The 21872-nt window shown below is 60.5% G+C and carries 24 protein-coding genes and 1 pseudogene; 12 read left to right on the top strand and 13 right to left on the bottom strand.

What is annotated here, in order from left to right; genetic code table 11:
* The 3 genes from B723_RS03880 to B723_RS03870 form a co-directional block, all read right to left on the bottom strand.
* Positions 1-1494: a YifB family Mg chelatase-like AAA ATPase gene (locus B723_RS03880; protein ID WP_017341451.1), complete on the bottom strand. Its 1494-nt coding sequence runs from the start codon at positions 1492-1494 to the stop codon at positions 1-3.
* A gap of 270 nt (positions 1495-1764) precedes the next feature.
* Entirely contained in the window at positions 1765-2289 is a 525-nt protein-coding gene (locus B723_RS03875) for a BRO-N domain-containing protein (protein ID WP_017341450.1), read from the bottom strand.
* Positions 2290-2709: 420 nt separating this feature from the next.
* Positions 2710-2970, bottom strand: coding sequence for an accessory factor UbiK family protein (locus B723_RS03870; protein ID WP_017341449.1), 261 nt, complete (start codon positions 2968-2970; stop codon positions 2710-2712).
* Between the two features lie 417 nt (positions 2971-3387).
* On the opposite strand from B723_RS03870, the gene glnK reads away from it, so the two are divergent.
* The 4 genes from glnK to sutA all read left to right on the top strand — a co-directional run bounded on the left by glnK (position 3388) and on the right by sutA (position 6160).
* Positions 3388-3726, top strand: coding sequence for a P-II family nitrogen regulator (glnK, locus tag B723_RS03865; RefSeq protein ID WP_002555808.1), 339 nt, complete (start codon positions 3388-3390; stop codon positions 3724-3726).
* Positions 3727-3761: 35 nt separating this feature from the next.
* A complete protein-coding gene (locus B723_RS03860) occupies positions 3762-5099 on the top strand; it encodes an ammonium transporter (protein WP_017341448.1) in 1338 nt (445 codons plus the stop codon).
* 213 nt (positions 5100-5312) lie between these two features.
* Positions 5313-5738 (top strand): secondary thiamine-phosphate synthase enzyme YjbQ, encoded by a 426-nt coding sequence (locus B723_RS03855; RefSeq protein WP_017341447.1) that lies wholly within the window; start codon positions 5313-5315, stop codon positions 5736-5738.
* Positions 5739-5839: 101 nt separating this feature from the next.
* A complete protein-coding gene (sutA, locus tag B723_RS03850; protein ID WP_017341446.1) occupies positions 5840-6160 on the top strand; it encodes a transcriptional regulator SutA in 321 nt (106 codons plus the stop codon).
* 201 nt (positions 6161-6361) lie between these two features.
* On the opposite strand, the gene B723_RS03845 is transcribed toward sutA, so the two are convergent.
* Genes B723_RS03845 through lptM form a run of 6 tightly spaced genes read right to left on the bottom strand, consistent with a single transcriptional unit; the run spans position 6362 to position 10970 of the window.
* Positions 6362-7066 (bottom strand): HAD family hydrolase, encoded by a 705-nt coding sequence (locus B723_RS03845; RefSeq protein WP_017341445.1) that lies wholly within the window; start codon positions 7064-7066, stop codon positions 6362-6364.
* Complete coding sequence (gene xerC / locus B723_RS03840; RefSeq protein WP_017341444.1) at positions 7063-7962, bottom strand: tyrosine recombinase XerC; 900 nt, start codon at positions 7960-7962, stop codon at positions 7063-7065. Before xerC ends, B723_RS03845 begins: the two co-directional genes overlap by 4 nt.
* A gap of 2 nt (positions 7963-7964) precedes the next feature.
* Positions 7965-8690 carry a DUF484 family protein gene (locus B723_RS03835; RefSeq protein WP_017341443.1) on the bottom strand — a complete coding sequence of 242 codons (726 nt, stop codon included), beginning with the start codon at positions 8688-8690 and terminating at the stop codon, positions 7965-7967.
* 13 nt (positions 8691-8703) lie between these two features.
* Positions 8704-9534, bottom strand: a complete 831-nt coding sequence (gene dapF / locus B723_RS03830; protein WP_017341442.1) for a diaminopimelate epimerase — start codon at positions 9532-9534, stop codon at positions 8704-8706.
* A gap of 4 nt (positions 9535-9538) precedes the next feature.
* Positions 9539-10786 (bottom strand): diaminopimelate decarboxylase, encoded by a 1248-nt coding sequence (gene lysA, locus B723_RS03825; protein ID WP_017341441.1) that lies wholly within the window; start codon positions 10784-10786, stop codon positions 9539-9541.
* Between the two features lie 10 nt (positions 10787-10796).
* A complete protein-coding gene (gene lptM / locus B723_RS31880) occupies positions 10797-10970 on the bottom strand; it encodes an LPS translocon maturation chaperone LptM (protein ID WP_017341440.1) in 174 nt (57 codons plus the stop codon).
* A gap of 369 nt (positions 10971-11339) precedes the next feature.
* Here lptM and cyaY point away from each other — a divergent pair, with 369 nt between their 5' ends.
* From cyaY to rnk, 3 genes are all read left to right on the top strand, one after another.
* Positions 11340-11672: an iron donor protein CyaY gene (gene cyaY / locus B723_RS03820; protein WP_017341439.1), complete on the top strand. Its 333-nt coding sequence runs from the start codon at positions 11340-11342 to the stop codon at positions 11670-11672.
* 4 nt (positions 11673-11676) lie between these two features.
* Positions 11677-11895, top strand: a complete 219-nt coding sequence (locus tag B723_RS31875) for a DUF1289 domain-containing protein (protein ID WP_017341438.1) — start codon at positions 11677-11679, stop codon at positions 11893-11895.
* 276 nt (positions 11896-12171) lie between these two features.
* Positions 12172-12582 carry a nucleoside diphosphate kinase regulator gene (rnk, locus tag B723_RS03815; protein WP_017341437.1) on the top strand — a complete coding sequence of 137 codons (411 nt, stop codon included), beginning with the start codon at positions 12172-12174 and terminating at the stop codon, positions 12580-12582.
* Between the two features lie 8 nt (positions 12583-12590).
* Here rnk and B723_RS03810 read toward each other — a convergent pair whose 3' ends face one another.
* From B723_RS03810 to B723_RS03800, 3 genes are all read right to left on the bottom strand, one after another.
* A complete protein-coding gene (locus tag B723_RS03810; protein ID WP_017341436.1) occupies positions 12591-15434 on the bottom strand; it encodes a class I adenylate cyclase in 2844 nt (947 codons plus the stop codon).
* 194 nt (positions 15435-15628) lie between these two features.
* Positions 15629-15874 (bottom strand): TIGR02647 family protein, encoded by a 246-nt coding sequence (locus tag B723_RS03805; protein WP_017341435.1) that lies wholly within the window; start codon positions 15872-15874, stop codon positions 15629-15631.
* 350 nt (positions 15875-16224) lie between these two features.
* Positions 16225-16521, bottom strand: a complete 297-nt coding sequence (locus B723_RS03800; RefSeq protein WP_017341434.1) for a hypothetical protein — start codon at positions 16519-16521, stop codon at positions 16225-16227.
* A gap of 125 nt (positions 16522-16646) precedes the next feature.
* Between B723_RS03800 and B723_RS03795 the strand changes: the two genes are divergently transcribed.
* Entirely contained in the window at positions 16647-17306 is a 660-nt protein-coding gene (locus B723_RS03795) for a glutathione S-transferase family protein (protein WP_017341433.1), read from the top strand.
* 129 nt (positions 17307-17435) lie between these two features.
* On the opposite strand, the gene argH is transcribed toward B723_RS03795, so the two are convergent.
* Entirely contained in the window at positions 17436-18830 is a 1395-nt protein-coding gene (gene argH / locus B723_RS03790) for an argininosuccinate lyase (protein ID WP_017341432.1), read from the bottom strand.
* 244 nt (positions 18831-19074) lie between these two features.
* Here argH and B723_RS34025 point away from each other — a divergent pair.
* From B723_RS34025 to B723_RS03775, 4 genes and pseudogenes are all read left to right on the top strand, one after another.
* Positions 19075-19281, top strand: a pseudogene (locus tag B723_RS34025) (sensor histidine kinase); the annotation flags it as partial.
* Positions 19278-20024, top strand: a complete 747-nt coding sequence (locus B723_RS03785) for a LytR/AlgR family response regulator transcription factor (RefSeq protein ID WP_017341431.1) — start codon at positions 19278-19280, stop codon at positions 20022-20024. The pseudogene B723_RS34025 and the gene B723_RS03785, both read left to right, overlap by 4 nt.
* A 138-nt stretch (positions 20025-20162) precedes the next feature.
* On the top strand, positions 20163-21104 hold the full coding sequence (hemC, locus tag B723_RS03780) for a hydroxymethylbilane synthase (RefSeq protein WP_017341430.1): 942 nt from the start codon (positions 20163-20165) through the stop codon (positions 21102-21104).
* A complete protein-coding gene (locus B723_RS03775) occupies positions 21101-21868 on the top strand; it encodes a uroporphyrinogen-III synthase (protein WP_017341429.1) in 768 nt (255 codons plus the stop codon). The genes hemC and B723_RS03775 overlap by 4 nt, the downstream gene beginning before the upstream one ends.
* Positions 21869-21872 lie beyond the last annotated feature (4 nt).

Genomic DNA, 21872 nt, shown 5'->3' with positions numbered 1-21872 from the left:
TCAGTGGGTGGTTGGCCGGTACTGCAACGCTTCAGCCAGATGTTCACGGGTGATGCGATCGACGTGTTCAAGATCCGCCAGGGTGCGCGCAACCTTGAGCAATCGATGGGCTGACCTCAGCGACAAGGTCAGCCGTTCACACGCTGTTTCCAGCCAGGTTTCGTCGGTTGTGGATAACTTGCAATGCATGCGCAAGCCCGGCAGATCAAGGAACGCGTTGGCGCAACCCTGGCGTTTGTGTTGCCGCTCCCTTGCGTCGGCAACCAGAACGGCGGCGGTCAGGGTGTCGTCACCGGGTTTGATTGCGGGATTCAAAGCCGTGGCCTCACGGGCGACCGTCAAGTGCAGATCGATCCGATCCAGCAGCGGCCCGGAGAGTTTGTTGCGGTAGCGTTGAACCATGTCAGGCGTGCAGGAACAGCGACCACTCGGCTCGCCGAGATATCCACAGGGGCACGGATTCATCGCGGCCACCAATTGAAAGCGTGCGGGAAACCGCACGCGATCCTTCGCCCGGGAAATCACGATATGCCCGGATTCCAGCGGTTCTCTCAAAACCTCCAGCACCTTGCGATCAAACTCCGGCAGTTCGTCGAGAAACAGTACGCCATGGTGGGCGAGGGTGATCTCGCCGGGTTGTGGTTTCGAACCACCGCCCACCAGCGCCGGCCCGGAGGCTGAGTGATGGGGCTGGCGGAACGGTCGCTGTGGCCAGTGACTTAAAGGGACGCAACTGGTGACTGATTGAATGGCTGCGACCTCCAGCGCCTCGTTTTCCGCCAATGGCGGCAACAGCCCCGGCAACCGACTTGCCAACAGCGTTTTCCCGGTCCCCGGCGGGCCGCTGAACAGCAGGTTATGAGCCCCGGCCGCTGCAATCAGCAAAGCGCGCTTGGCTGAGAGTTGGCCTTGCACTTCATTCAAGTCGGGGTAGGGTTTGCTGGCGTAGAGCAGACCGTTGGAGACGTAAGGCTCGACGGGTGTGTGACCGTTGAAATGCGCGACCGCCTCCAGCAAATGATCCACCGCAATGACTTTCAGCCCCGACGCCAGGCAGGCTTCCTCGGCATTCGCCCGAGGCACCATCAACGAGCGTCCAGCCTTGCGCGCCGCCAGTGCCGCCGGCAACACACCTCTCACCGCACGCACCGCGCCGGACAGTGCCAACTCCCCCAGGCATTCCACATCGTCCAGCGTCAACGTCGGCACCTGCACGCTGGCCGACAGAATCCCCAAGGCAATCGCCAGATCGAACCGCCCGCCGTCCTTGGGCAAATCCGCAGGCGCCAGATTCAACGTGATGCGCCGTGCCGGAAACTGCAGGCCTGAATTGATGATCGCGCTACGTACTCGATCCTTGCTTTCCTTCACTGCTGCTTCGGGCAGACCGACCATGGTCAGTGATGGCAAACCGTTAGCCAGATGAACTTCGACGGTGACGGCGGGCGCATCCACGCCAATCTGGGCGCGGCTGTGGACGATGGAGAGGGACATGGTCGTTCCTTGAGCTTTACGGGGGCCGCTTCCTGCGGGTTTTTGAAGGGTAGTCGGGAGGTGGTGATTTAGCGTGGCGGCGCAGGCGCCAAATTTTCGCAGGATGTTGCGAATGGTTTGGTCTGAATCGCGGGCGAAAAAAAACCGTCTTGAGGAGACGGTTTTTCGATTGCAGGCTTTGGTGAGGCCAAGGCCTGCGTACTCTCAGTGGATACACTCGCGTGCGTTGAAGTTATGCATGTTTGATGGCCGATGCAAGTAGTCGGAAACTCAAAGCGACTGCAATACTCGTGAAGCTCGCTTCCACCACGATCCCACCGGGTGTCTTGCCTGCTCCCGCTCCGTCATCATCAGCGGAACATCCTGCAACCGGATCCACGGCTGGTTATTCCAGTGCAGCAAACTCAGCGACATCTCCGGCCAGTTCAACAGACTCAGAATCGGGCGTTCGGTTGACGTCGGTTGTTGGGCATCTCTGAGGGCTGGCACTACGTCGTGGGTCAGCCATTCACGCAGGCCTCGGTATTCGGGGCAGTAGTGGTAGACGAGTAGGGCGTAGACGCCGGATTCGCTGATCAGCAGGGTGTTTTCGAGGATGCCGTGAATGACGACTCGCGCGGATTGATGTTGATCGGGATCGAGTTTTCGGACGGCGCGTTCGTCGAGGTAAAGGCGAAGCAGACGGCCCAGGTCTCGGGCGCTGAACCACGGCTGGTTTTCGATCAAAAGCGCGTGGAGGTGGAGTTTGTGGCGGGTGAAGACGTGAGGGACTAGATAAGCGTTATCGCAACTCATTAATACAGCTCCTTTTGCTAAAGAGGCTGCCGTCAATCGTCGCCAAACAATTGGGTGGCAGCTGTACGCGGGTTGGCGAACCGGAGCAAAAGGAACCCGGCAGACCCGAAGGTCTCCCACGCACAGCCGCCATGACTCGAGAGATGGTCGTCGTACGCCTTAAGCTTCCAGGTCGCCAAACCCAGTGCTGAATATTCAGCTGAGAATGAGCTTAGGAGCCTGGGCTTCACGGCGCTATCGGACGGCGGTGGTGATCTTTGTAGGACGTTGCCGAGATGGTGGCGGGGCGGCAGATCAGAAGATTGCAGCCTTTGACAGGTCCTACAGGGTTGGTCTGGCCAGTGTGGGAAGGCTTGTAGACCGAGGTGACTCTAATCGCGAGCAGGCTCGCTCCCACAGGGGGCTGCGTTGTCAGCAGGGTTATTCGGCAGGCGGACTCAGCTTCGCTTCCAGCTCCGCAACCTTCGCTTCGAGGCTTTCCAGCCGTGCCCGGGTGCGTGCCAGCACGACCATCTGGCTATCGAACTCTTCCCGGCTCACCAGATCCAGTTTGCTGAAGCCGCTCTGCAACAACGCCTTGAACTGGCTTTCGATTTCGCTTTTCGGCAGTGGGGTGTCGCCGCTGAAGAGGCGGGAGGCGGTGCCGGTCAGGGCGTCGAGGAAGTCTTTGGGCGCGAGCATGGGAAATGTCCTGAAAACAATGGCGGGCAGTGTATCACGCAGTGTCTATAGTCAATCCCGACCGCAGGGATGCACGCTTTTCGCGCATGCGGACGGACGGCACCGCACTGTTGTTGTGCGTTACGCGTCGTGCAATCGCGCGCAGCAAGCCACCGTGGCAGGCAAGCGCTTGATATCAGGGGTTTTTGGCGAGATGGCAAGCTTTCTGCTTAGTCGGTAGTAACCCATGCACTGATGCAGTCGCTGTGACGAATGCAGTGCGCCAAGCGGAACGGGGAAGTGTTTCGTGCGGAGCGGTTAGCTGGCGTCGGACGGGCAGGTAAGGCCGACGATGCGTTACAAAGCCAGGCACTGCGCTTAGACTTGAGTCGGGTTTGTTTTCCTGGGGCAAGTCCACCAATTCGGGAGAGAGTTTTCATGAAGCTAGTCACTGCCATCATCAAGCCGTTCAAGTTGGACGACGTGCGCGAGTCGTTGTCCGAGATCGGCGTGCAGGGCATTACCGTTACTGAAGTCAAAGGCTTCGGTCGGCAGAAGGGTCACACCGAGCTGTATCGCGGCGCGGAATACGTGGTCGATTTCCTGCCTAAGGTGAAGATCGATGTCGCCATTGACGACAAGGATCTGGACCGGGTTATCGAGGCGATAACCAAGGCGGCCAACACCGGCAAGATCGGTGACGGCAAGATCTTCGTGGTCAATCTGGAACAGGCGATTCGCATCCGTACCGGCGAAACCGATACCGACGCAATCTAAGCCGCCACAAACCCAACGCCCCAGGAGAAAACAATATGACTCTGCGTAAATTCGCAGGGCTAGGAGCCCTGTTGTCCCTCGTAATGCCCAGCCTTGCTTTGGCGGCAGACGAAGTGGCGGCCCCAGTCCTCAATTCCGGCGATACCGCCTGGATGCTGACCTCGACAGCCCTCGTGCTGTTCATGACCATTCCCGGCCTCGCGCTGTTCTACGGCGGCATGGTTCGTTCCAAAAACATTCTTTCCGTGATGATGCAGTGCTTCGCCATTACCGGTCTGATCAGCATTCTGTGGGTCATTTATGGCTACAGCATCGCGTTCGATACCACCGGCATGGAACAGGGCGTCGTCAATTTCAACTCGTTCTTCGGCGGCATGGGCAAGGCTTTCCTCGCCGGTGTCACGCCAGCCAGCCTGACCGGTCCTGCGGCGCTGTTCCCTGAGGCGGTGTTCATCACCTTCCAGATGACTTTCGCCATCATTACCCCGGCGCTGATCGTCGGTGCCTTCGCCGAGCGGATGAAATTCTCCGCGATGCTGATCTTCATGGGCATCTGGTTCACCCTGGTGTATGCACCGATCGCGCACATGGTCTGGTCCGGCAACGGCGGCCTGATGTGGGACTGGGGCGTGCTGGACTTCGCCGGCGGCACCGTGGTGCACATCAACGCCGGTGTGGCTGGTCTGGTGGCGTGCATCGTGCTCGGCAAGCGTAAAGGCTTCCCGACCACCCCGATGGCACCGCATAACCTCGGTTACACCCTGATGGGCGCGGCGATGCTGTGGGTCGGCTGGTTCGGCTTCAACGCCGGTTCCGCTGCAGCAGCCAACGGCACGGCCGGCATGGCGATGCTGGTGACTCAGATCGCAACGGCCGCCGCCGCACTGGGCTGGATGTTCGCCGAGTGGGTCACCCACGGCAAACCAAGCGCACTGGGTATCGCGTCGGGTGTTGTGGCCGGTCTGGTCGCCATCACGCCAGCCGCTGGCACCGTGGGCCCGATGGGCGCGCTGGTGATCGGCCTGGCAGCGGGCGTGGTGTGCTTCTTCTGCGCCACCACCCTGAAACGCAAGCTCGGCTATGACGATTCCCTGGACGCCTTCGGTGTGCACGGTATCGGCGGTATCCTCGGCGCGATCCTGACTGGTGTGTTCGCTGCACCGTCGCTGGGTGGCTTCGGCACCGTTACCGACATCGCCGCACAAGTCTGGATTCAGTGCAAAGGCGTGGGCTTCACGGTGATCTACACCGCGATCGTCACTTACATCATTCTCAAGGTGCTGGACGCCGTCATGGGTCTGCGTATCACCGAAGAAGAAGAGGCCGTCGGTATCGATCTGGCACTCCACAACGAACGCGGCTACAACTTGTAAGCACGCGCATAAAAATTTGCCCGGCTTGCCGGGCATTTTTTTGTCTGGGATTTGTCAGTGAAGGACCTGCTGAAAGGTTTTTTCGTACACGTTTAAGGGCGTTTACGACGGGCGTTTTTCTGCGGCCAATGGCTTACATGATTGAAGGAATATTAGGGCCTTTGTTTTTTCCCAGAGCGCGCTAGAATGCGCCCCGAACGTGCGGAGAACTGTATGTGGCAACAGACTCTGATTACCCTGCGGGCGAGGCCCCGGGGCTTTCATCTGGTAACGGACGAGTTACTCGCCGGCCTGCCTGAAATCAAGGCGTGTCGGGTCGGTCTGTTGCATTTGTGGCTGCAGCATACCTCGGCGTCGTTGACCATCAACGAGAACGCCGATCCGGCGGTACGTCGCGACTTCGAACGATTTTTCAATCGTCTGATCCCACAAGGAACAGACGGCTATGAGCATAACGACGAAGGCCTGGACGACCTCCCGGCGCACTTCAAGGCCAGCGTGCTTGGCTGTCAGCTCAGTTTGCCGGTTTCGGCAGGCCGACTGGCGTTGGGGACCTGGCAAGGCGTTTATCTGGGCGAGCACCGTGATTTTGGCGGTGCCCGTAAAGTCCTCGCCACCTTGCACGGTGAAGAGGCATGAACCGCTGGTCACCAGTGGTTATCGAATTTTTCCGGCGGCTGTCGACAGACGGTGAAGCTGGGCTATAACTAATCTGCTTTTCGCAAGTCATGAGGTAGAACATGAGCGACGATGATCTGGAAAACGACGACCTCGAAGTAGGCGACGACGAAACCGAGGAAGGCCTGGAAGCTGCGACCGACGACGTCGTTGAAGACGACGGCGGGGAAGCGCCCGTTCCGACCGCCAAAGGCAAGGCCAAGGCTGCGGTATCGGTCGATGAGCTGCCGAGCGTCGAAGCAAAAAACAAGGAGCGCGATGCCCTGGCCAAAGCCATGGAAGAGTTCCTGGCCAAGGGCGGCAAGGTGCAGGAAGTGGAGGCCAATGTGGTCGCCGATCCTCCCAAGAAGCCTGACAACAAGTACGGCAGCCGGCCTATCTAAGCGCTTGCTTCCTGCTTGCTGAAAAAGCCCGCCGTCGCTGCGGGCTTTTTTCATGGGAGGGATAAAATTTTCGGGGCGATGCAATCCCTTGTGGGAGCGAGCCTGCTCGCGATGGCGGTGTGTCAGCCACTATCTATTTTGAATGTTAAGTCCTCATCGCGAGCAGGCTCGCTCCCACAGGGTTTTGTGGTGTTTTCAGGATCAGTGTTGGGCGTTCCACCGCGCCAGCAACGCCGGCAATTCGGTCAGGCTGCGAATCTCGGCATCCGGCGACTTCTGCGCTTCCCACAATTTGCCTTGCGGGTTAAACCAGATCGCCCGCAACCCCGCCTGCTGCGCCCCGGCAATGTCATCACCCGGATGATCGCCAATATGCACCGCCGTTTGCGCGGTCGCGCCGCCACGCTGCAACGCTTCATGAAACAGTCGCGCATCCGGTTTGGCGATGCCGATGTCTTCGGCGCACAATGCAAACTTGAAGTAATCCGCCAGCCCCAACCGGCGCACATCGGCATTGCCGTTGGTGACCACGCCCAGCGCGTAGTGTTTGGCCAGAACCTCCAGAGTCGGCTCCACGTCGGGGAATACTTCGAGCTGGTGCCGCGCATGCAGAAACACTTCAAAACTCTGATCAGCCAGGTCGGACGCCTGGCCATGGTCATAGCCGGCCTCTTCCAGCGCATGGAACAGTACTCGCCGACGCAACGCGCTGATGCGATGTTTGAGTCCCGGTTCGCTGCTCAGGATGCGCTCGCGAATCGTCCACAAATGCTCCACCGGCACCGCGCCCAGATTCGGTGCATGTTCGGTCAGCCATTCACGCAGGATGGCTTCGGCGCTGACGATCACCGGGGCGGTGTCCCACAGGGTGTCGTCGAGGTCGAAGGTGATCAATTGGATCGTCATGAATCATCGCCCTTAATGCGTTTGGCCCGTGGATGGGCACTGTCGTAGACCGTCGCCAGGTGCTGGAAGTCCAGGTGGGTGTAGATCTGGGTGGTCTTGATGTCCGAATGGCCGAGCAATTCCTGCACGGCTCGCAGGTCTTGCGAAGATTCCAGTAAGTGACTGGCGAAAGAATGTCGCAGCATGTGCGGGTGCAGGTTCTGCCCCAGCTCGCGCTCGCCAGCGGCCTTGACTCGCACCTGAATGGCCCGAGGACCGAGGCGCCGACCTTGCTGGCTGACAAACACCGCGTCATCTGCCGGATTGGTCATGGCGCGCAATGGCAACCACAACTCCAGTGCTTCGCGGGCCTTTTTACCCACCGGCAACAGTCGGGTCTTGCTGCCTTTGCCGAGCACCTGGACCATGCCGTCAGCCAGGTCCAGTTGATCGAGATTGAGTCCTGTCAGCTCCGACAGGCGCAAGCCGGAGGAGTAGAACAACTCCAGGATCGCCTGATCCCTGCGCGCCAGGAAATCATCCTCCACCGCACCTTCAAGCAGTTGCAGGGCGCGGTCAGTGTCGAGGGTCTTCGGCAGCCGTCGTTCGCCTTTCGGCGGCGCCAGACCGTTGGCCGGATCGTGATCGCACAGGCCTTCGCGATTCAGATAGTGATAGAGCCCGCGCACGGCCGAGAGCAGGCGCGCAAGGCTGCGCGACGATTGACCCTGGGAATGCAAGCGAGCGATCAGGCTGCGCAAGCGCTGAATATCCAGGGTGGCCCAGCTGTCGATGTTCTGTTTGACGCACCAGCCAAGCACCTTGTCGAGGTCGCGGCGATAGGCGTACAGCGTGTGGGGCGACACCTGCCGCTCACTGCGCAAGTGATCGCAGTAAGCGTCCAGTTGCCGTTCCACGATCAGCGTACCGAGCGAAGGGAGTTGTTGACCCGTGGCAGCACGCGGCCCATGACTTCGGCGATGTAGCTCAGGAACAGCGTGCCCACCGAGCTTTTGTAGTGCTGCGGATCACGGCTGGCGATGGCCAGCACGCCGTGGATGCCTTGATGGCTGATGGCGACGACGGCGGTGGAGCCAATCTGCTTGCGCTGCTCTTCACCGAACAGGAAGTCCAGTTCATGCTCGCGCAGGCTGCCGCTGACACTTTTGTCTTCCGAGAGCAAACCACCAATGGCGGTTTGCGCATCGGCGTGGGTCACCCAGCGGCCGACCGGCATCGGGTTGTCACCCAGCAGGATCAGGCTGACAAAAGGCACCTGAAAGTCCTGGCGCAGGCTGTCTTCGACGCTGATCACCACGTCTTCCAGGCTGCTGGCGTCCATCAAAGCGAGAATCAGGCGGCGTGTCTTGTCGAACAGGCGGTCGTTGTCGCGGGCCACGTCCATCAAGTGCGAGAGGCGATGGCGCAATTCGATGTTGCGATCGCGCAGGATGGTCATCTGGCGCTCGACCAGCGAGATGGTGTCGCCACGCTGGTGCGGAATGCGCATGGCCGGGAGTAATTCTTCGTGCTCGACGAAGAAGTCCGGATGAGCCTCCAGGTACGCGGCAATCGCCGCCGCCTCAAGGCTTTCGGAAGGGGATTCGTCGGGCTGTCGGGCGGGAACCTGGGGCTTGTCGGTCATGGGTTTGACTCACTCAAAGACGTACTTGTCCTTCGTAAACACGGACTGCCGGACCGGTCATCAACACCGGTTGGCCTGGGCCTGCCCATTCAATGGACAGACGCCCGCCGGGCAGGTCGATCAATAGCGGCGAATCCATCCACCCCTGGCTGATCGCGGCCACCGCAGCAGCACAAGCGCCGGTGCCGCAGGCCTGGGTTTCCCCGGCACCGCGTTCCCAGACGCGCAACTGCGCGCGGTTCCGGTCGATGACCTGGAGAAAACCGACATTGACCCGCGCAGGAAAGCGCGGGTGATGTTCGATTTTCGGCCCCAGTTCATGCACCGGTGCGTTGTTGATATCCGTGACGCGCAACACCGCATGCGGGTTGCCCATCGACACGGCGGCCAGTTCAACGGCTGCGCCGTCGACGTCGAGCGAGTAGCTCAGCGCCTGACTGTCGGCAACGAACGGTATGTCGGCCGGCACCAGGCGCGGTGCGCCCATGTCGACGCTGATCTGGCCGTCGCTGCGGATATCCAGCTCGATAATGCCACTTTTGGTTTCGACGCGAATCTGCCGTTTTGCGGTCAGGCGCTTGTCGAGCACAAAACGGGCGAAACAGCGCGCACCGTTGCCGCACTGTTCCACTTCGGAGCCGTCGGAGTTGAAGATCCGATAGCGGAAATCCACGTCAGGGTTGCTCGGCGCTTCGACGATCAGCAACTGGTCGAAACCGATGCCGGTGTGCCGGTCGCCCCATTGCTTGGCATGCTTGGGCAGGATGTGCGCGTGCTGGCTGACCAGGTCGAGGACCATGAAGTCATTGCCCAGGCCGTGCATCTTGGTAAAACGCAGCAGCATGGTTTTACTCCGGCAGCAGGCTTTCGCCAGCAAACAACTCGGCTACCGTCTCACGGCGACGCACTTCAACTGCCTGATCACCGTCCACCAACACTTCGGCGGCACGGCCGCGGGTGTTGTAGTTGGAACTCATGACAAACCCATAAGCACCGGCCGAATGCACGGCCAGCAGGTCGCCTTCTTCCAGGGCCAGCTCACGATCCTTGGCCAGGAAATCGCCGGTCTCGCAGATCGGCCCGACGATGTCATAGGCACGTGCTGCGGTTTGACGGGGGCGCACGGCGGTGACGTCCATCCAGGCTTGATACAGCGCCGGACGGATCAGGTCGTTCATGGCCGCGTCGACGATGGCGAAATCTTTGTGTTCGGTGTGCTTGAGGTACTCGACCTGGGTCAGCAGCACGCCGGCATTGGCGACGATGAAGCGGCCCGGTTCGAACACCAGCGCCAGGTCGCGGCCGTCGAGACGCTCGCGCACGGCTTTGATGTAGTCGGCAGCCAGTGGCGGCTCTTCATCGCGATAACGCACGCCCAAACCACCACCGAGATCGATGTGGCGCAGGTAAATGCCGCAATCGCCGAGGCGGTCGACCAGGCCCAGCAGGCGGTCCAGGGCGTCGATGAATGGCGGCAGGGTGGTCAGTTGCGAACCGATGTGGCAATCGACGCCGACCACTTCGAGGTTCGGCAGTTGCGCGGCGCGGATGTACACGTCTTCGGCGTCGGCAATGGCGATGCCGAACTTGTTCTCTTTGAGACCGGTGGAAATGTACGGGTGGGTGCCAGCATCGACGTCCGGGTTCACGCGCAGCGAGATCGGGGCGCGAACGCCCAGCTCGGCGGCGACCACTTGCAGGCGCTCCAGCTCGTCGGTGGATTCGACGTTGAAGCAGTGCACGCCGACTTCCAGGGCGCGGCGCATGTCGTCACGGGTCTTGCCGACACCGGAGAACACGATCTTGTCGGGGCTGCCGCCGGCGGCCAGAACGCGTTCCAGCTCGCCACGGGAGACGATGTCAAAACCGGCGCCCAGACGCGCCAGGACATTCAGGACACCCAGGTTGGAGTTGGCCTTGACCGCGAAGCAGACCAGGTGCGGCATGCCGGCCAGCGCATCGGCGAACGCCAGGTACTGGGCTTCGATGTGGGCGCGGGAGTAGACGTAGGTCGGTGTGCCAAAGCGTTCGGCGATGGCGGACAGGGCAACCCCTTCCGCGAACAGCTCACCGTCACGGTAGTTAAAAGCGTCCATGGCGGTTCCCTTATTGGTAGACGTCGTGCTTGTGTGCCTTCGACGGCTGCTTTTGCGAGGACTGCGCCTGCTCGGCCGGGTCCTGGTTTTCGTCGGGCAGGTACAGCGGGCCTTTTTGACCACAGGCCGACACAAGACAGGCAACCGCGACGAGCGCAGCAAGGGAAGAGATCAGGCGCTTCATGGCGAAATCCTTGAAAATGCGTTAATTGCGCCGGAGTATACCGGCCACCCGGCAGCTTGCCTATGCGACCGGGCTCCCGTCCGGCGGGGCTTGGCCAGTTAGGTGCAATCCCTGTGGGAGCGAACCTTTGTGGTGAGGGGATTTATCCCCGTTGGGTTGCGCAGCAGCCCCAGCAGTTCGCTAATCGGGAGTGCTTGCGACTGCTGCGCAGTCGAACGGGGATAAATCCCCTCACCACAGGCCCGCTCCCACAGGGGCGGTGTTTGATGTACCTAAATCGGTGCTGGGTCGTTATTCTTTGCAATCACTGGGGCTCGCCCGTATCTTGCGGCGCTTGAGCGTGAACAGACACTTTTTGAGGTTGCCGCAATGAGTTTGACCGAAGCCCGTTTCCACGATCTGGTCGATGCTACCCAGCAATCGCTGGAGGATATTTTCGATGAGAGCGACCTGGATATCGATCTGGAGAGCTCGGCCGGTGTGCTCACCGTCAAGTTCGAAAATGGCAGCCAGTTGATCTTCAGCCGCCAGGAGCCCCTGCGTCAGCTGTGGCTGGCGGCGGTATCGGGTGGCTTCCACTTCGACTACGACGAAGAGAGCGAGCGCTGGATGTGCGACAAGAGCGAAGAGCAGCTCGGCGAGATGCTTGAGCGCATCGTCAAGCAACAGGCCGGCGCTGAATTCGATTTCGAAGGTCTGTGAGATCGTGACTGAGCCTGCCCCCGCTCGTCCGCCAAAGCCGCTTTACAGCAATGTCAGCCCGGCGGTGCCCTCGCCGTGCAGCGGCGTGTGTCGGCTGGATGAACAGAAGGTCTGCCTGGGGTGTTTTCGCCATGTCGAAGACATCCGCGAATGGCGCTCGGCGGATGATGATCGTCGGCGAGTCATCTGCGCGCAGGCCGTTCAGCGCAAAGCCCTGGCATAAGGGCTTTTGTGGCGAGGGAGCTTGCTCCCGCTGGGCTGCGAAGCTGCCCCGGAAAGCTTACGACTGCTGCGCAGCCGAACGGGAGCAAGCTCCCTCGCCACACGTAAGCCTCCTCTCCCAAAGTCTGCGCCAGGCTGTGGTCGCCCCTCACTTGTATATTTTTTGAGCTGTGATAGTGTCCAGAAACGCCTCAACCCATCGAGGTTCGTGAAAACCCCGCCTTTTTCTGGCGGGGTTTTGCTTTTTCTGTGCAGAAGAAAGGAGTCTGCCTCTATCATGACCGCACCTTCCATCACCCTTACTCGTCTGGACGTTCAGCGTCTGGAACGCCTGATCGACAGCCTGGACGACACGCTGCCGGGCGTTATCGCGCTGCAAACCGAACTGGATCGCGCCGATACGCTGGTCGGTCACGATGAAGTGCCCGCCGATGTCGTGACCATGAATTCCCGTGTGCATTGCCGTGAAGAAAGCAGCGGCAAGGACTATCACCTGACGTTGGTGTATCCAAAGGATGCCAACGCTGACGAAGGCAAGATCTCCATTCTGGCGCCTGTCGGCAGCGCACTGCTGGGCCTGAAGGTCGGCCAGCACATCGACTGGCCGGCACCTGGCGGCAAGACTCTGAAACTGACCCTGCTGGCAGTCGAATCGCAGCCCGCCCATGGCGGCGACTTCCCGGAATAAGCTTTTCTTCAGACCAACTCGAGCGCGTCGTTCAGTGCGCGCTCCAGATCGGCCTTGTAGCGCAAATACAAATTGCTTGAACTCTGACCATCACCGAGCAGGCCCGAGAGGTCCAGGTCGGTGATGTAGCAGCGATAGCGTTCGGTCTCGCGGCGCTGTTCGACAATTTCCCGGGCGACCACACTGAACAGTTGCTCGCCATGCTCCAGCTCTGAAAATTCCCGCTGATTGCAATACAACGTGACGTGCACTTCGCCCGGTGCGGCTTTGCCGACGATTGCCTGCACGTCGTAGAACGGTTTGTTGACCGGGGTTTGCGGCGGGGTTTTGGGCTCGACCCGGCGGGCTCGCCCAGGGCCGGATGGCAATAGTTGGTAATACAGCGTGTCCAGGCTCAATGGCTGGGCAGCGTCCATCGGCAGCAAGGCATCGCGCCGGTACTGGATCGATTGCAGGAAGCGTTGCAACGGCACGAGCAGGCTTTGTTCGTCGTGATAGGGCAAACGCTGCTGCCACAAGGCGTTGAATTCATCCATCACGTACAGATCGGCCTGGTTGTCGTGAATCCGGTAGAACACCTGAATACAGTCTGGCTGGCCCATGGGCAGAATCAGCGCCAGGTCCTGATCTTCCAGCGCCATCGGGTCCAGGTGCAGCGGGCTGTAGCTTGCCAGTTCTTCGCCCAGGTAATCGAACAGTGCCGGCAGGGTGGCGAGGGCGACGTGATTGACCTGCCCTGGCACCAGTTCCAGCACGTGGTAATGCTGCTGGACCTGAATCAGGTAGCGATGATTGAGTTTGCTCAGCAGCAGGTTCTGCGCGGTGTCGATCACTTCTTCGACCCGCTGCGCGATAAATTGCGCGCGGTTATGGCAGAAGCAACGCACGCGCAATTTTGGCTGTCGCGGTCCGCTTGGCAGGTTATTGAGGTAATCGCGCAGGCAGTCGAGCAGGGCGTGAGGGCCGTCAAAGCGATTGACCAGCACTTCATTCCAGCTGTTGAGCGTGACCTGATCGAGGGTCAGTACCAGGTTTTCCCGAACCCCGGCGTAACTCAGAGAGTCGGTGCGCTCGGTGGTCATCAGAATGTTCAGGTCGCGGTGATGCTTGAGCGGGTCAACACCGACGTTCACCAGAATCAGCACCTCGGTCGGCACGCTGGCGCGCAACAAGGGTTCTTCGGCGACGGTGGGCAGCGGCAGGGCGATGCTCTGTTGCAGGCTGCCGAGCAGGTTGAACAGTTCGAACTCGCTCAGGTCGCTCTCGCCGGGATGCAACGCCAGTCGGGTGCTGCTGTCGATGACGCCGTTGCGATGGCACCAGGTCAGCAGTTCCAGCAGTTGACGGCTGCGCTTGATCGGCGCGAAGTGCTCCCACTCGTGGGCGGTCAGGCTGCCGTTGTACAAGCCCCACTGGGTTTGCCCCGATTCTTTCTTGTTGGGCGCGTGCACCAGGGTCAGTGTGTCTTCGGCCAGGTCCGGGGCGATGCCGGGGTTGATAAATTCGACCTTGTCCGCCTTGCGCTCGAACGCCGCGTACAGGCGCCGGCCCAGCACGTTGAGGTCGCGCTTGTTGATCAGGCTGACGGTTTGTTCGCTGCGGGCGAACTCGGTCAGGAAGCGGTAGCTGTAATTCAGTTCGTTGACCAACGCCCGGCGCTCAGTGCTGACCTGGCGGACTTTCCACTGACTGCGGCTGTCGAGCAGGGCCAGTTGACGATGATCCCAGTGCCACTCGTGGGCCAGGCGTTCAAGCAACGAACGCTGCCAGCTCTGGGTGCGACTGCTGCCGGTGAGTTTGCGGTTGACCTTCAGGTACAGCGCACGGCGCACCAGCTCCAGACGCTCCGGTTCACCACGGGCAGTGAGGTATTCCTCGATGCGCCGGTAGACCACGACGTACGGATCCAGCTCGTCGAGGTCGAGCCGATTGGCGAACACAGCTTGCTTGAATCGCAGGCTCAGGCACTGAACCCTGGGGTGTTCGCTGGCGTAGACCTCGGTCAGCAACAGCTTGAGCACCGACTTGTAGGGGGACTCGATACCCTTGAACAACTGCCAGAGTCCTGCACCGATGAATTCGCCGGGGGGGATGTACGCCAGGTGTCCCAGATCAAGGGTTTCGTCCGCGCGGATAAACCGCTTGGAGAGCAACGCGTGGGTGTAGCGGTCGTAGGCGGCCTCTTCGTAAACCGGCACCAGCCACCAGATCGGCGTGCGTCCGGCCAGCCAGATGGCGGTGCGATAGAACTCGTCCAGCAGCAGGTAGTGCTGGGTGGTGCCGCAGTCTTCCGAACTCAGTTGATTGTCCCGCTCGCCGAGCACGAAGCGCGCCGGGTCGATCAGGAAGAAATGCGCTTCGGCGCCCTGGCTCGCGGCCCAGGTTTCCAGCAGCTGGCACTTTTTACGCAGCTCGTTGAGTTCGCTTTCGCTCAAGTCCCGTGCGTGACAGACCCAGACGTCCATGTCGCTCTGATCGGCCTGGGCGAGGGTGCCGAGGCTGCCCATCAGAAACAGGCCGTGAATCGGTCGCGGCGGATTGCTGCCGTGGCGCGGCTTGTAGGAAAACGATCGGGTCAGGCGTTGGGCTTCGGCGAGGGCATTGGCGTCGGGCTCGAAGTTCGATAGCCCGGCGGGCGTGCTGCCCGAAACGTAACCCGGCAACAACGGATGATTGACGTGGAAAAACAGCGGCAGCAGGGTCAACACCCCTTGCTGGCGGGTCGACAGCCCTTCCATGGCGCGGGCCATGCGGCCCTCGTTGAGTTTTAAAAAGCGTGCGCGCAGCTGGCTGAGAACCTTGCGGTCGATCCCCTCGTCCAGATCAGGGCGGATTTCATGGGTGCGGGTCATGTCAGCTCAAACCGGCTCGCAGGGCTCGGACGTGGGAGGTCTCAGAATGAAGGGCAGTTTAGCGCCTCGGTCGCGGGACGTTTAAGCGGATTTTGTTTTTTGACGTCAGATTTTTATCGCTGGGCGACGGCATGCAACGAAGTGTGCCCGCGGAAATCCCGTAGCAGGGGTTTCCGTGGGCGATGCGGTGGTGCTCAGGCGGTTTCCGGGACGCTCAGAATGGTCAGGACGGTTTGTATGTTTTGCGCGGCGTCTCGACCCAGGCTGGTCAGATAACCGCCATCAGGCTGGTCGATCAGTTCTTTTGCGAAGAGGCGTTGAGCGGCAGCAATGGCTTTCGGGGCAGCGGTCTGATGAATTTTCAAACCTTCCTGGGAACTGTCCAGGTTGAAGAGTGCGAGGATTTCCAGTTCGGCAACCAGCTCAGGGGTAAGCGACATAAGGACTCCAGACTTTCTAGGAATTGGACGACAGCGCCCCTAAGGTGATCCCACTCGTGCGGCATGTCCAGTGCTCGCGACAGGGTTTTTCACCTTGGGAGGCATTCCCCGGCGGGTGGTGCGGCAGCGGGGTGCGTACCAGTGTAGTCAGGGGCTGGAGGAAGGCAGGAATGATGGGTGACAAATTGTGTGGGGTGTTGCTGAGGGGAAGCTTGCTGAGGGGGGCTTAACTGTGGCGAGGGAGCTTGCTCCCGCTCGGCTGTGTAGCAGCCGTAAAGCTTTTGGGGCCGCTGCGCGATCCAGCGGGAGCAAGGTCCCTGGCCACAAAAGCCCCATCCGGCAATGAAGGGTTACTTCTTTTCCGGCGGCAATTCTGGCAGGGCACGCAGCGCCGCTTCGTACCATTCGGTGTTGAATGCGCGGTCTTCTTCGAGGATCGCGTCGATTTCCACCGCCAGAACGTGGGCCATCAGGTTGAGGATTTCTTCACGTTCGTAACCCACCAGGGTCAACTTGTTGAAGGTGGCCTTGGCGGCAGGCGGATTGTCGCTTTCGATCTGGTTTTCGATGGCTTCGACCAGGGTGTTTTCGGCGAATTCTTCTTCGTCGATATCGTCCTGGTTGTTGTCGGGGGTTGGCTCGCTCATGGCAGGCTCCTCAAGGAAAGGCGGTCAGTTTACCTGCATTCAGCGCCATGATGCTGCTGGCAAGAAACGCCCTGGCGTTCTATAAAGCAGGCACTGCCCACCCCGCACGGCCTGGAGGCTTTGTAATGCTGAAGCTTTATGGATTTTCCGTCAGTAACTACTACAACATGGTGAAACTGGCGTTGCTGGAGAAAGGTCTGCCGTTCGAAGAAGTACCGTTTTATGCGGGCACGAGCCCCGAGGCATTGGCAATCAGTCCGCGCGGCAAGGTCCCGGTGCTGGGTGTCGAGCAAGGTTTCGTCAATGAAACCGCGGTGATTCTCGAATACATCGAGCAGAGCCAGAAAGGTACGCCGCTGCTGCCGGGCGATCCCTTCGAGCGGGCGCAGGTCCTGGCACTGGCCAAGGAAATCGAGCTGTACATCGAGTTGCCGGGGCGCGCCTGTTATGGCGAAGCATTCTTCGGCATGAAGGTGCCGGACGCGATCAAGGACAAGACCAAGGCTGAGTTGCTGCTGGGTTTTGCCTCGCTGGGACGGCACGGCAAGTTTGCCCCCTATGTCGCGGGCGGAAGCCTGAGCATTGCAGATCTGTACTTTCTGTACAGCGTGCCGCTGGCCTGTGCGGTAGCGAAGAAGCTGTTCGACCTGGATTTGTTGGCTGAAATGCCAGCGGCCCGGGCACTGCTGGAGCGTTTGGAGCAGAACCCGAACGTGCAGCGGATCGCAGCGGACAAGGAAGCGGCGATGCCAGCGTTCATGGCGATGGTCGCGTCCAAGAAATAGATTTGTAGCGTCCTTCAGGTCGCTTTCGCGAGCAAGCCCGCTCCCACACTGGATTGATGGTGAACACATGATTTGTGAACACCAGAGACCCAGTGTGGGAGCGGGCTTGCTCGCGAAGCTTTTGGCGGCTTAACGGCTGGCGAGCAACGCCTGACCGCGAGCCACAGCCTTCTTGACCTGCGCTGGCGCAGTCCCGCCGATATGGTCACGGGCGTTCACCGAACCTTCCAGGGTCAGCACGGCGAACACGTCCTGATCGATCTGGTCGCTGAACTTGCGCAGTTCTTCCAGGCTCATTTCCGCCAGGTCCTTGCCGCTTTCCACGCCGTACTTCACGGCATGGCCAACGATCTCGTGGCAATCACGGAACGGCAGGCCACGACGCACCAGGTAGTCGGCCAGGTCGGTGGCGGTGGAGAAACCGCGCAGGGCCGCTTCGCGCATCATCGCGTGCTTGGGTTTGATCGCCGGAATCATGTCGGCAAACGCCCGCAGCGAGTCGCGCAAGGTGTCGGCGGCGTCGAACAGCGGCTCCTTGTCTTCCTGGTTGTCCTTGTTGTAGGCCAGTGGCTGGCCTTTCATCAGGGTCAGCAGGCCCATCAGCGCGCCGAAGACGCGGCCGGTCTTGCCACGCACCAGTTCCGGCACGTCCGGGTTTTTCTTTTGCGGCATGATCGAGCTGCCGGTGCAGAAGCGATCCGGCAAATCGATGAACTGGAACTGGGCGCTGGTCCACAGCACCAGCTCTTCGGAGAAACGCGACAAGTGCATCATCGCGATGCTCGCGGCCGAGCAGAACTCGATGGCGAAGTCACGATCGGACACGTTGTCCAGCGAGTTGCCGCCCACGGCATCGAAGCCCAGCAGTTGAGCGGTGTACTCGCGGTCGATCGGGTAAGTGGTGCCCGCCAGTGCGGCGCTGCCCAAAGGCATGCGGTTGGTGCGCTTGCGGCAGTCGACCAGGCGCTCGTAGTCGCGGCTCAGCATTTCGAACCAGGCCAGCATGTGGTGACCGAATGTCACCGGCTGTGCGGTCTGCAGGTGGGTGAAGCCCGGCATGATGCTGCCGGCTTCGCGCTCGGCCTGTTCCAGCAAGCCTTTTTGCAGGCGGGTGATTTCCGCCAGGATCAGGTCGATCTCGTCACGCAGCCACAGGCGGATGTCGGTGGCGACCTGGTCGTTACGGCTGCGGCCGGTGTGCAGCTTTTTACCGGTCACGCCGATGCGGTCGGTCAGGCGCGCCTCGATGTTCATGTGCACGTCTTCGAGGTCGATGCGCCAGTCGAACTGGCCGGCCTCGATTTCACCCTGGATGGTCTTCAGGCCATCGGTGATGCTGTCGCGCTCGGCATCGGTCAGCACGCCGACCTTGGCCAGCATGGTGGCGTGGGCGATCGAGCCCATGATGTCGTGGCGATACAGGCGCTGGTCGAAGGTGACGGAGGCGGTGAAGCGGGCGACGAAGGCGTCGACGGGTTCACTGAAGCGGCCGCCCCAGGACTGATTGGTCTTGTCAGTGCTCATGAATTCGCTCGTATCGGCTGAAGAAAGATGGCGTTGAAAGCTGTCGCGGATAATAACAGGGTTGCCAATCCTGTCGCTGACACTGGTCGATACGTTTTTTTCTCATGTCCCGGCCTATGCTCGAAGCCAGCCTGACCGGAATTGCGCAACGATATTTTTCAATTGAGTAATAACGTCCCGGCAACCGTCTACAGTTGGACAGTAGGATCAGCGCACTTCTCGGCGCTGCAGCGGACTATAAGCAGAGGGGGTGTTCGTATTGTGTATCAGCAAACCCTACGGCGATGCCTCGCCAACCGCCGATTGCCCGGCAAATAAAAATTTAGCGGTCGGACGGGCGGCACTTTTTGGCCCTCGCGCTAGTCTTAGCGTGGATCGCGGTGACGGACGTCACTCCACTTGTCTACGCTATCCTTGTGCGAGACTCACGCAGGAATCCAGCGCAATATGAATGTCCTGATCGTTGATGACGAACCCCTTGCCCGCGAGCGCCTGAGCCGAATGGTCGGCGAACTCGAGGGATACAGTGTCCTGGAGCCCAGCGCCACGAACGGCGAAGAAGCGTTGGCACTGATCGACAGCCACAAGCCGGATATCGTGTTGCTCGATATCCGCATGCCAGGCCTCGACGGCCTGCAAGTGGCTGCACGGTTATGCGAACGTGAAACCCCGCCAGCCGTGGTGTTTTGCACAGGGCCCGATGAATTTGCCGTGGAAGCCTTACAGGCCAGCGCCGTAGGCTATCTGGTGAAACCTGTGCGTACAGAACAATTGCATGAAGCATTGAAAAAAGCCGAGCGGCCCAATCGTGTCCAGCTTGCGGCTTTGACCCGTCCCGCCGCCGAAACCGGTAGCGGCCCTCGCAGCCATATCAGCGCGCGTACCCGCAAGGGTATTGAGCTGATCCCGTTGGGTCAGGTGGTCTACTTTATTGCCGACCATAAATACGTGACCTTGCGCCATGAAGGCGGCGAAGTGCTGCTGGATGAACCGCTCAAGGCCCTTGAAGATGAATTCGGTGACCGATTCGTGCGCATCCACCGCAACGCACTGGTCGCCCGCGAACGCATCGAGCGCCTGCAACGCACGCCTCTGGGACACTTTCAGCTGTTCCTCAAAGGCCTGAACGGCGACGCCCTGATCGTCAGCCGGCGTCATGTGGCCGGCGTGCGCAAAATGATGCAACAGCTTTAATTCGCCATCCTCAGGTGAATTTTTCACCCGATTGCCGGACATCCGGGGCCAGGGAGGCCAGGCAATACCTGATACAAGTCAAAGTGGATTTGGCTGAGCTGTTATTATCCGCCGTATCTATTCAGTACGGATTGATCCATGTCCTCTCGCGAAATCCGCATCGCCACCCGCAAAAGTGCTCTCGCCCTGTGGCAGGCCGAATACGTCAAAGCCCGTCTTGAAGCGGCCCATCCGGGTCTGCTCGTGACACTGGTGCCCATGGTCAGTCGTGGCGACAAACTGCTGGACTCACCGCTGTCGAAAATCGGCGGCAAGGGGCTGTTCGTCAAGGAACTGGAAACGGCTCTACTGGAGAACGAAGCCGACATCGCCGTGCATTCGATGAAAGACGTGCCGATGGACTTCCCCGAAGGCCTCGGCCTGTTTTGCATCTGCGAGCGAGAAGACCCGCGTGATGCATTCGTCTCCAATACCTACGCCAGCCTGGACGAACTGCCGCAAGGCAGCATTGTCGGCACCTCCAGCCTGCGCCGTCAGGCCCAGTTGTTGACCCGTCGCCCGGACCTGGAAATCCGTTTCCTGCGCGGCAACGTCAACACGCGTCTGGCCAAGCTTGATGCCGGTGAATACGACGCCATCATTCTCGCGGCTGCCGGCCTGATTCGTCTGGGCTTCGAAGATCGAATCACCTCTGCCATCAGCGTCGATGACAGCCTGCCGGCCGGTGGCCAGGGTGCTGTCGGCATCGAATGCCGCTCCGTCGACAGCGAAATCCACGCTTTGCTGGCACCGCTGCACCATCAGGACACCGCCACCCGCGTGACGGCCGAACGTGCGCTCAACAAACATTTGAATGGCGGCTGTCAGGTGCCGATCGCCTGTTACGCCGTGCTGGAAGGCGAGCAGATCTGGTTGCGCGGTCTGGTGGGCGATCCGAGCGGCGGCCTGCTGCTCAGCGCCGAGGCCCGTGCGCCGCGCAGCGATGCCGAGGCCTTGGGTGTGCAAGTGGCCGAAGACCTGCTGAACCAGGGCGCCAATGACATTCTGAAAGCGGTCTACGGCGAGGCAGGTCACGAGTGACGGGCTGGCGCCTGCTGCTGACGCGTCCCGCGGATGAGTCGGCGGCGCTGAGCGAAATTTTGGCCGAAGCGGGGATTTTCAGCAGCAGTTTGCCGCTTTTGGAAATTGAACCGATTCCTGCCTCTGACACAATGCGCGAGGTGATTCAGCATCTGGATCGGTACTGCGCGGTAATCGTGGTCAGCAAGCCGGCCGCCAGAATCGCGGTGGAGCTGGTCAGTCAATACTGGCCGCAACCACCACGCCAGAAGTGGTTCAGCGTGGGCGCCGCGACCGCACGGATTCTCGATGACCACGGATTGGACGTGAGTTTTCCGGCCGAGGGTGATGACAGCGAAGCCTTGCTGGAACTTGCGTCGTTGCGCGAGGCTGTCGCACCGCCCGATCCACGGGTATTGATCATGCGCGGAGAGGGCGGGCGCGAGTTGCTTGCTGAGCGTTTGCGCGAGCTTGGTGCTAGTGTCGAGTATCTGGAACTGTACCGCCGCGATCTGCCGCAATACCCGCCAGCAGTACTGCCAGAGCGGATCAAGGCGGAACGCTTGAACGGACTGGTGGTCAGCAGTGGACAGGGTTTTGAGCACCTGCATCGATTGGCCGGCGCTGCCTGGCCGCAATTGGCGCGGTTGCCGTTGTTTGTTCCAAGCCCCAGGGTTGCCGAGCTGGCACGTGCCGCCGGAGCCCAAACAGTTGTGGATTGTCGTGGCGCCAGTGCCGCGGCTTTGCTGACGGCGTTACGGGAGCATCCCGAACCCGTTCTCTAATGCA

Origin of the sequence: Pseudomonas fluorescens NCIMB 11764 (assembly GCF_000293885.2) — a bacterium.
Taxonomy (GTDB): domain Bacteria; phylum Pseudomonadota; class Gammaproteobacteria; order Pseudomonadales; family Pseudomonadaceae; genus Aquipseudomonas; species Aquipseudomonas fluorescens_B.
The sequence above is the reverse complement of the archived record's forward strand: the minus strand, read 5'-3'. Positions and strand labels throughout refer to the sequence as shown.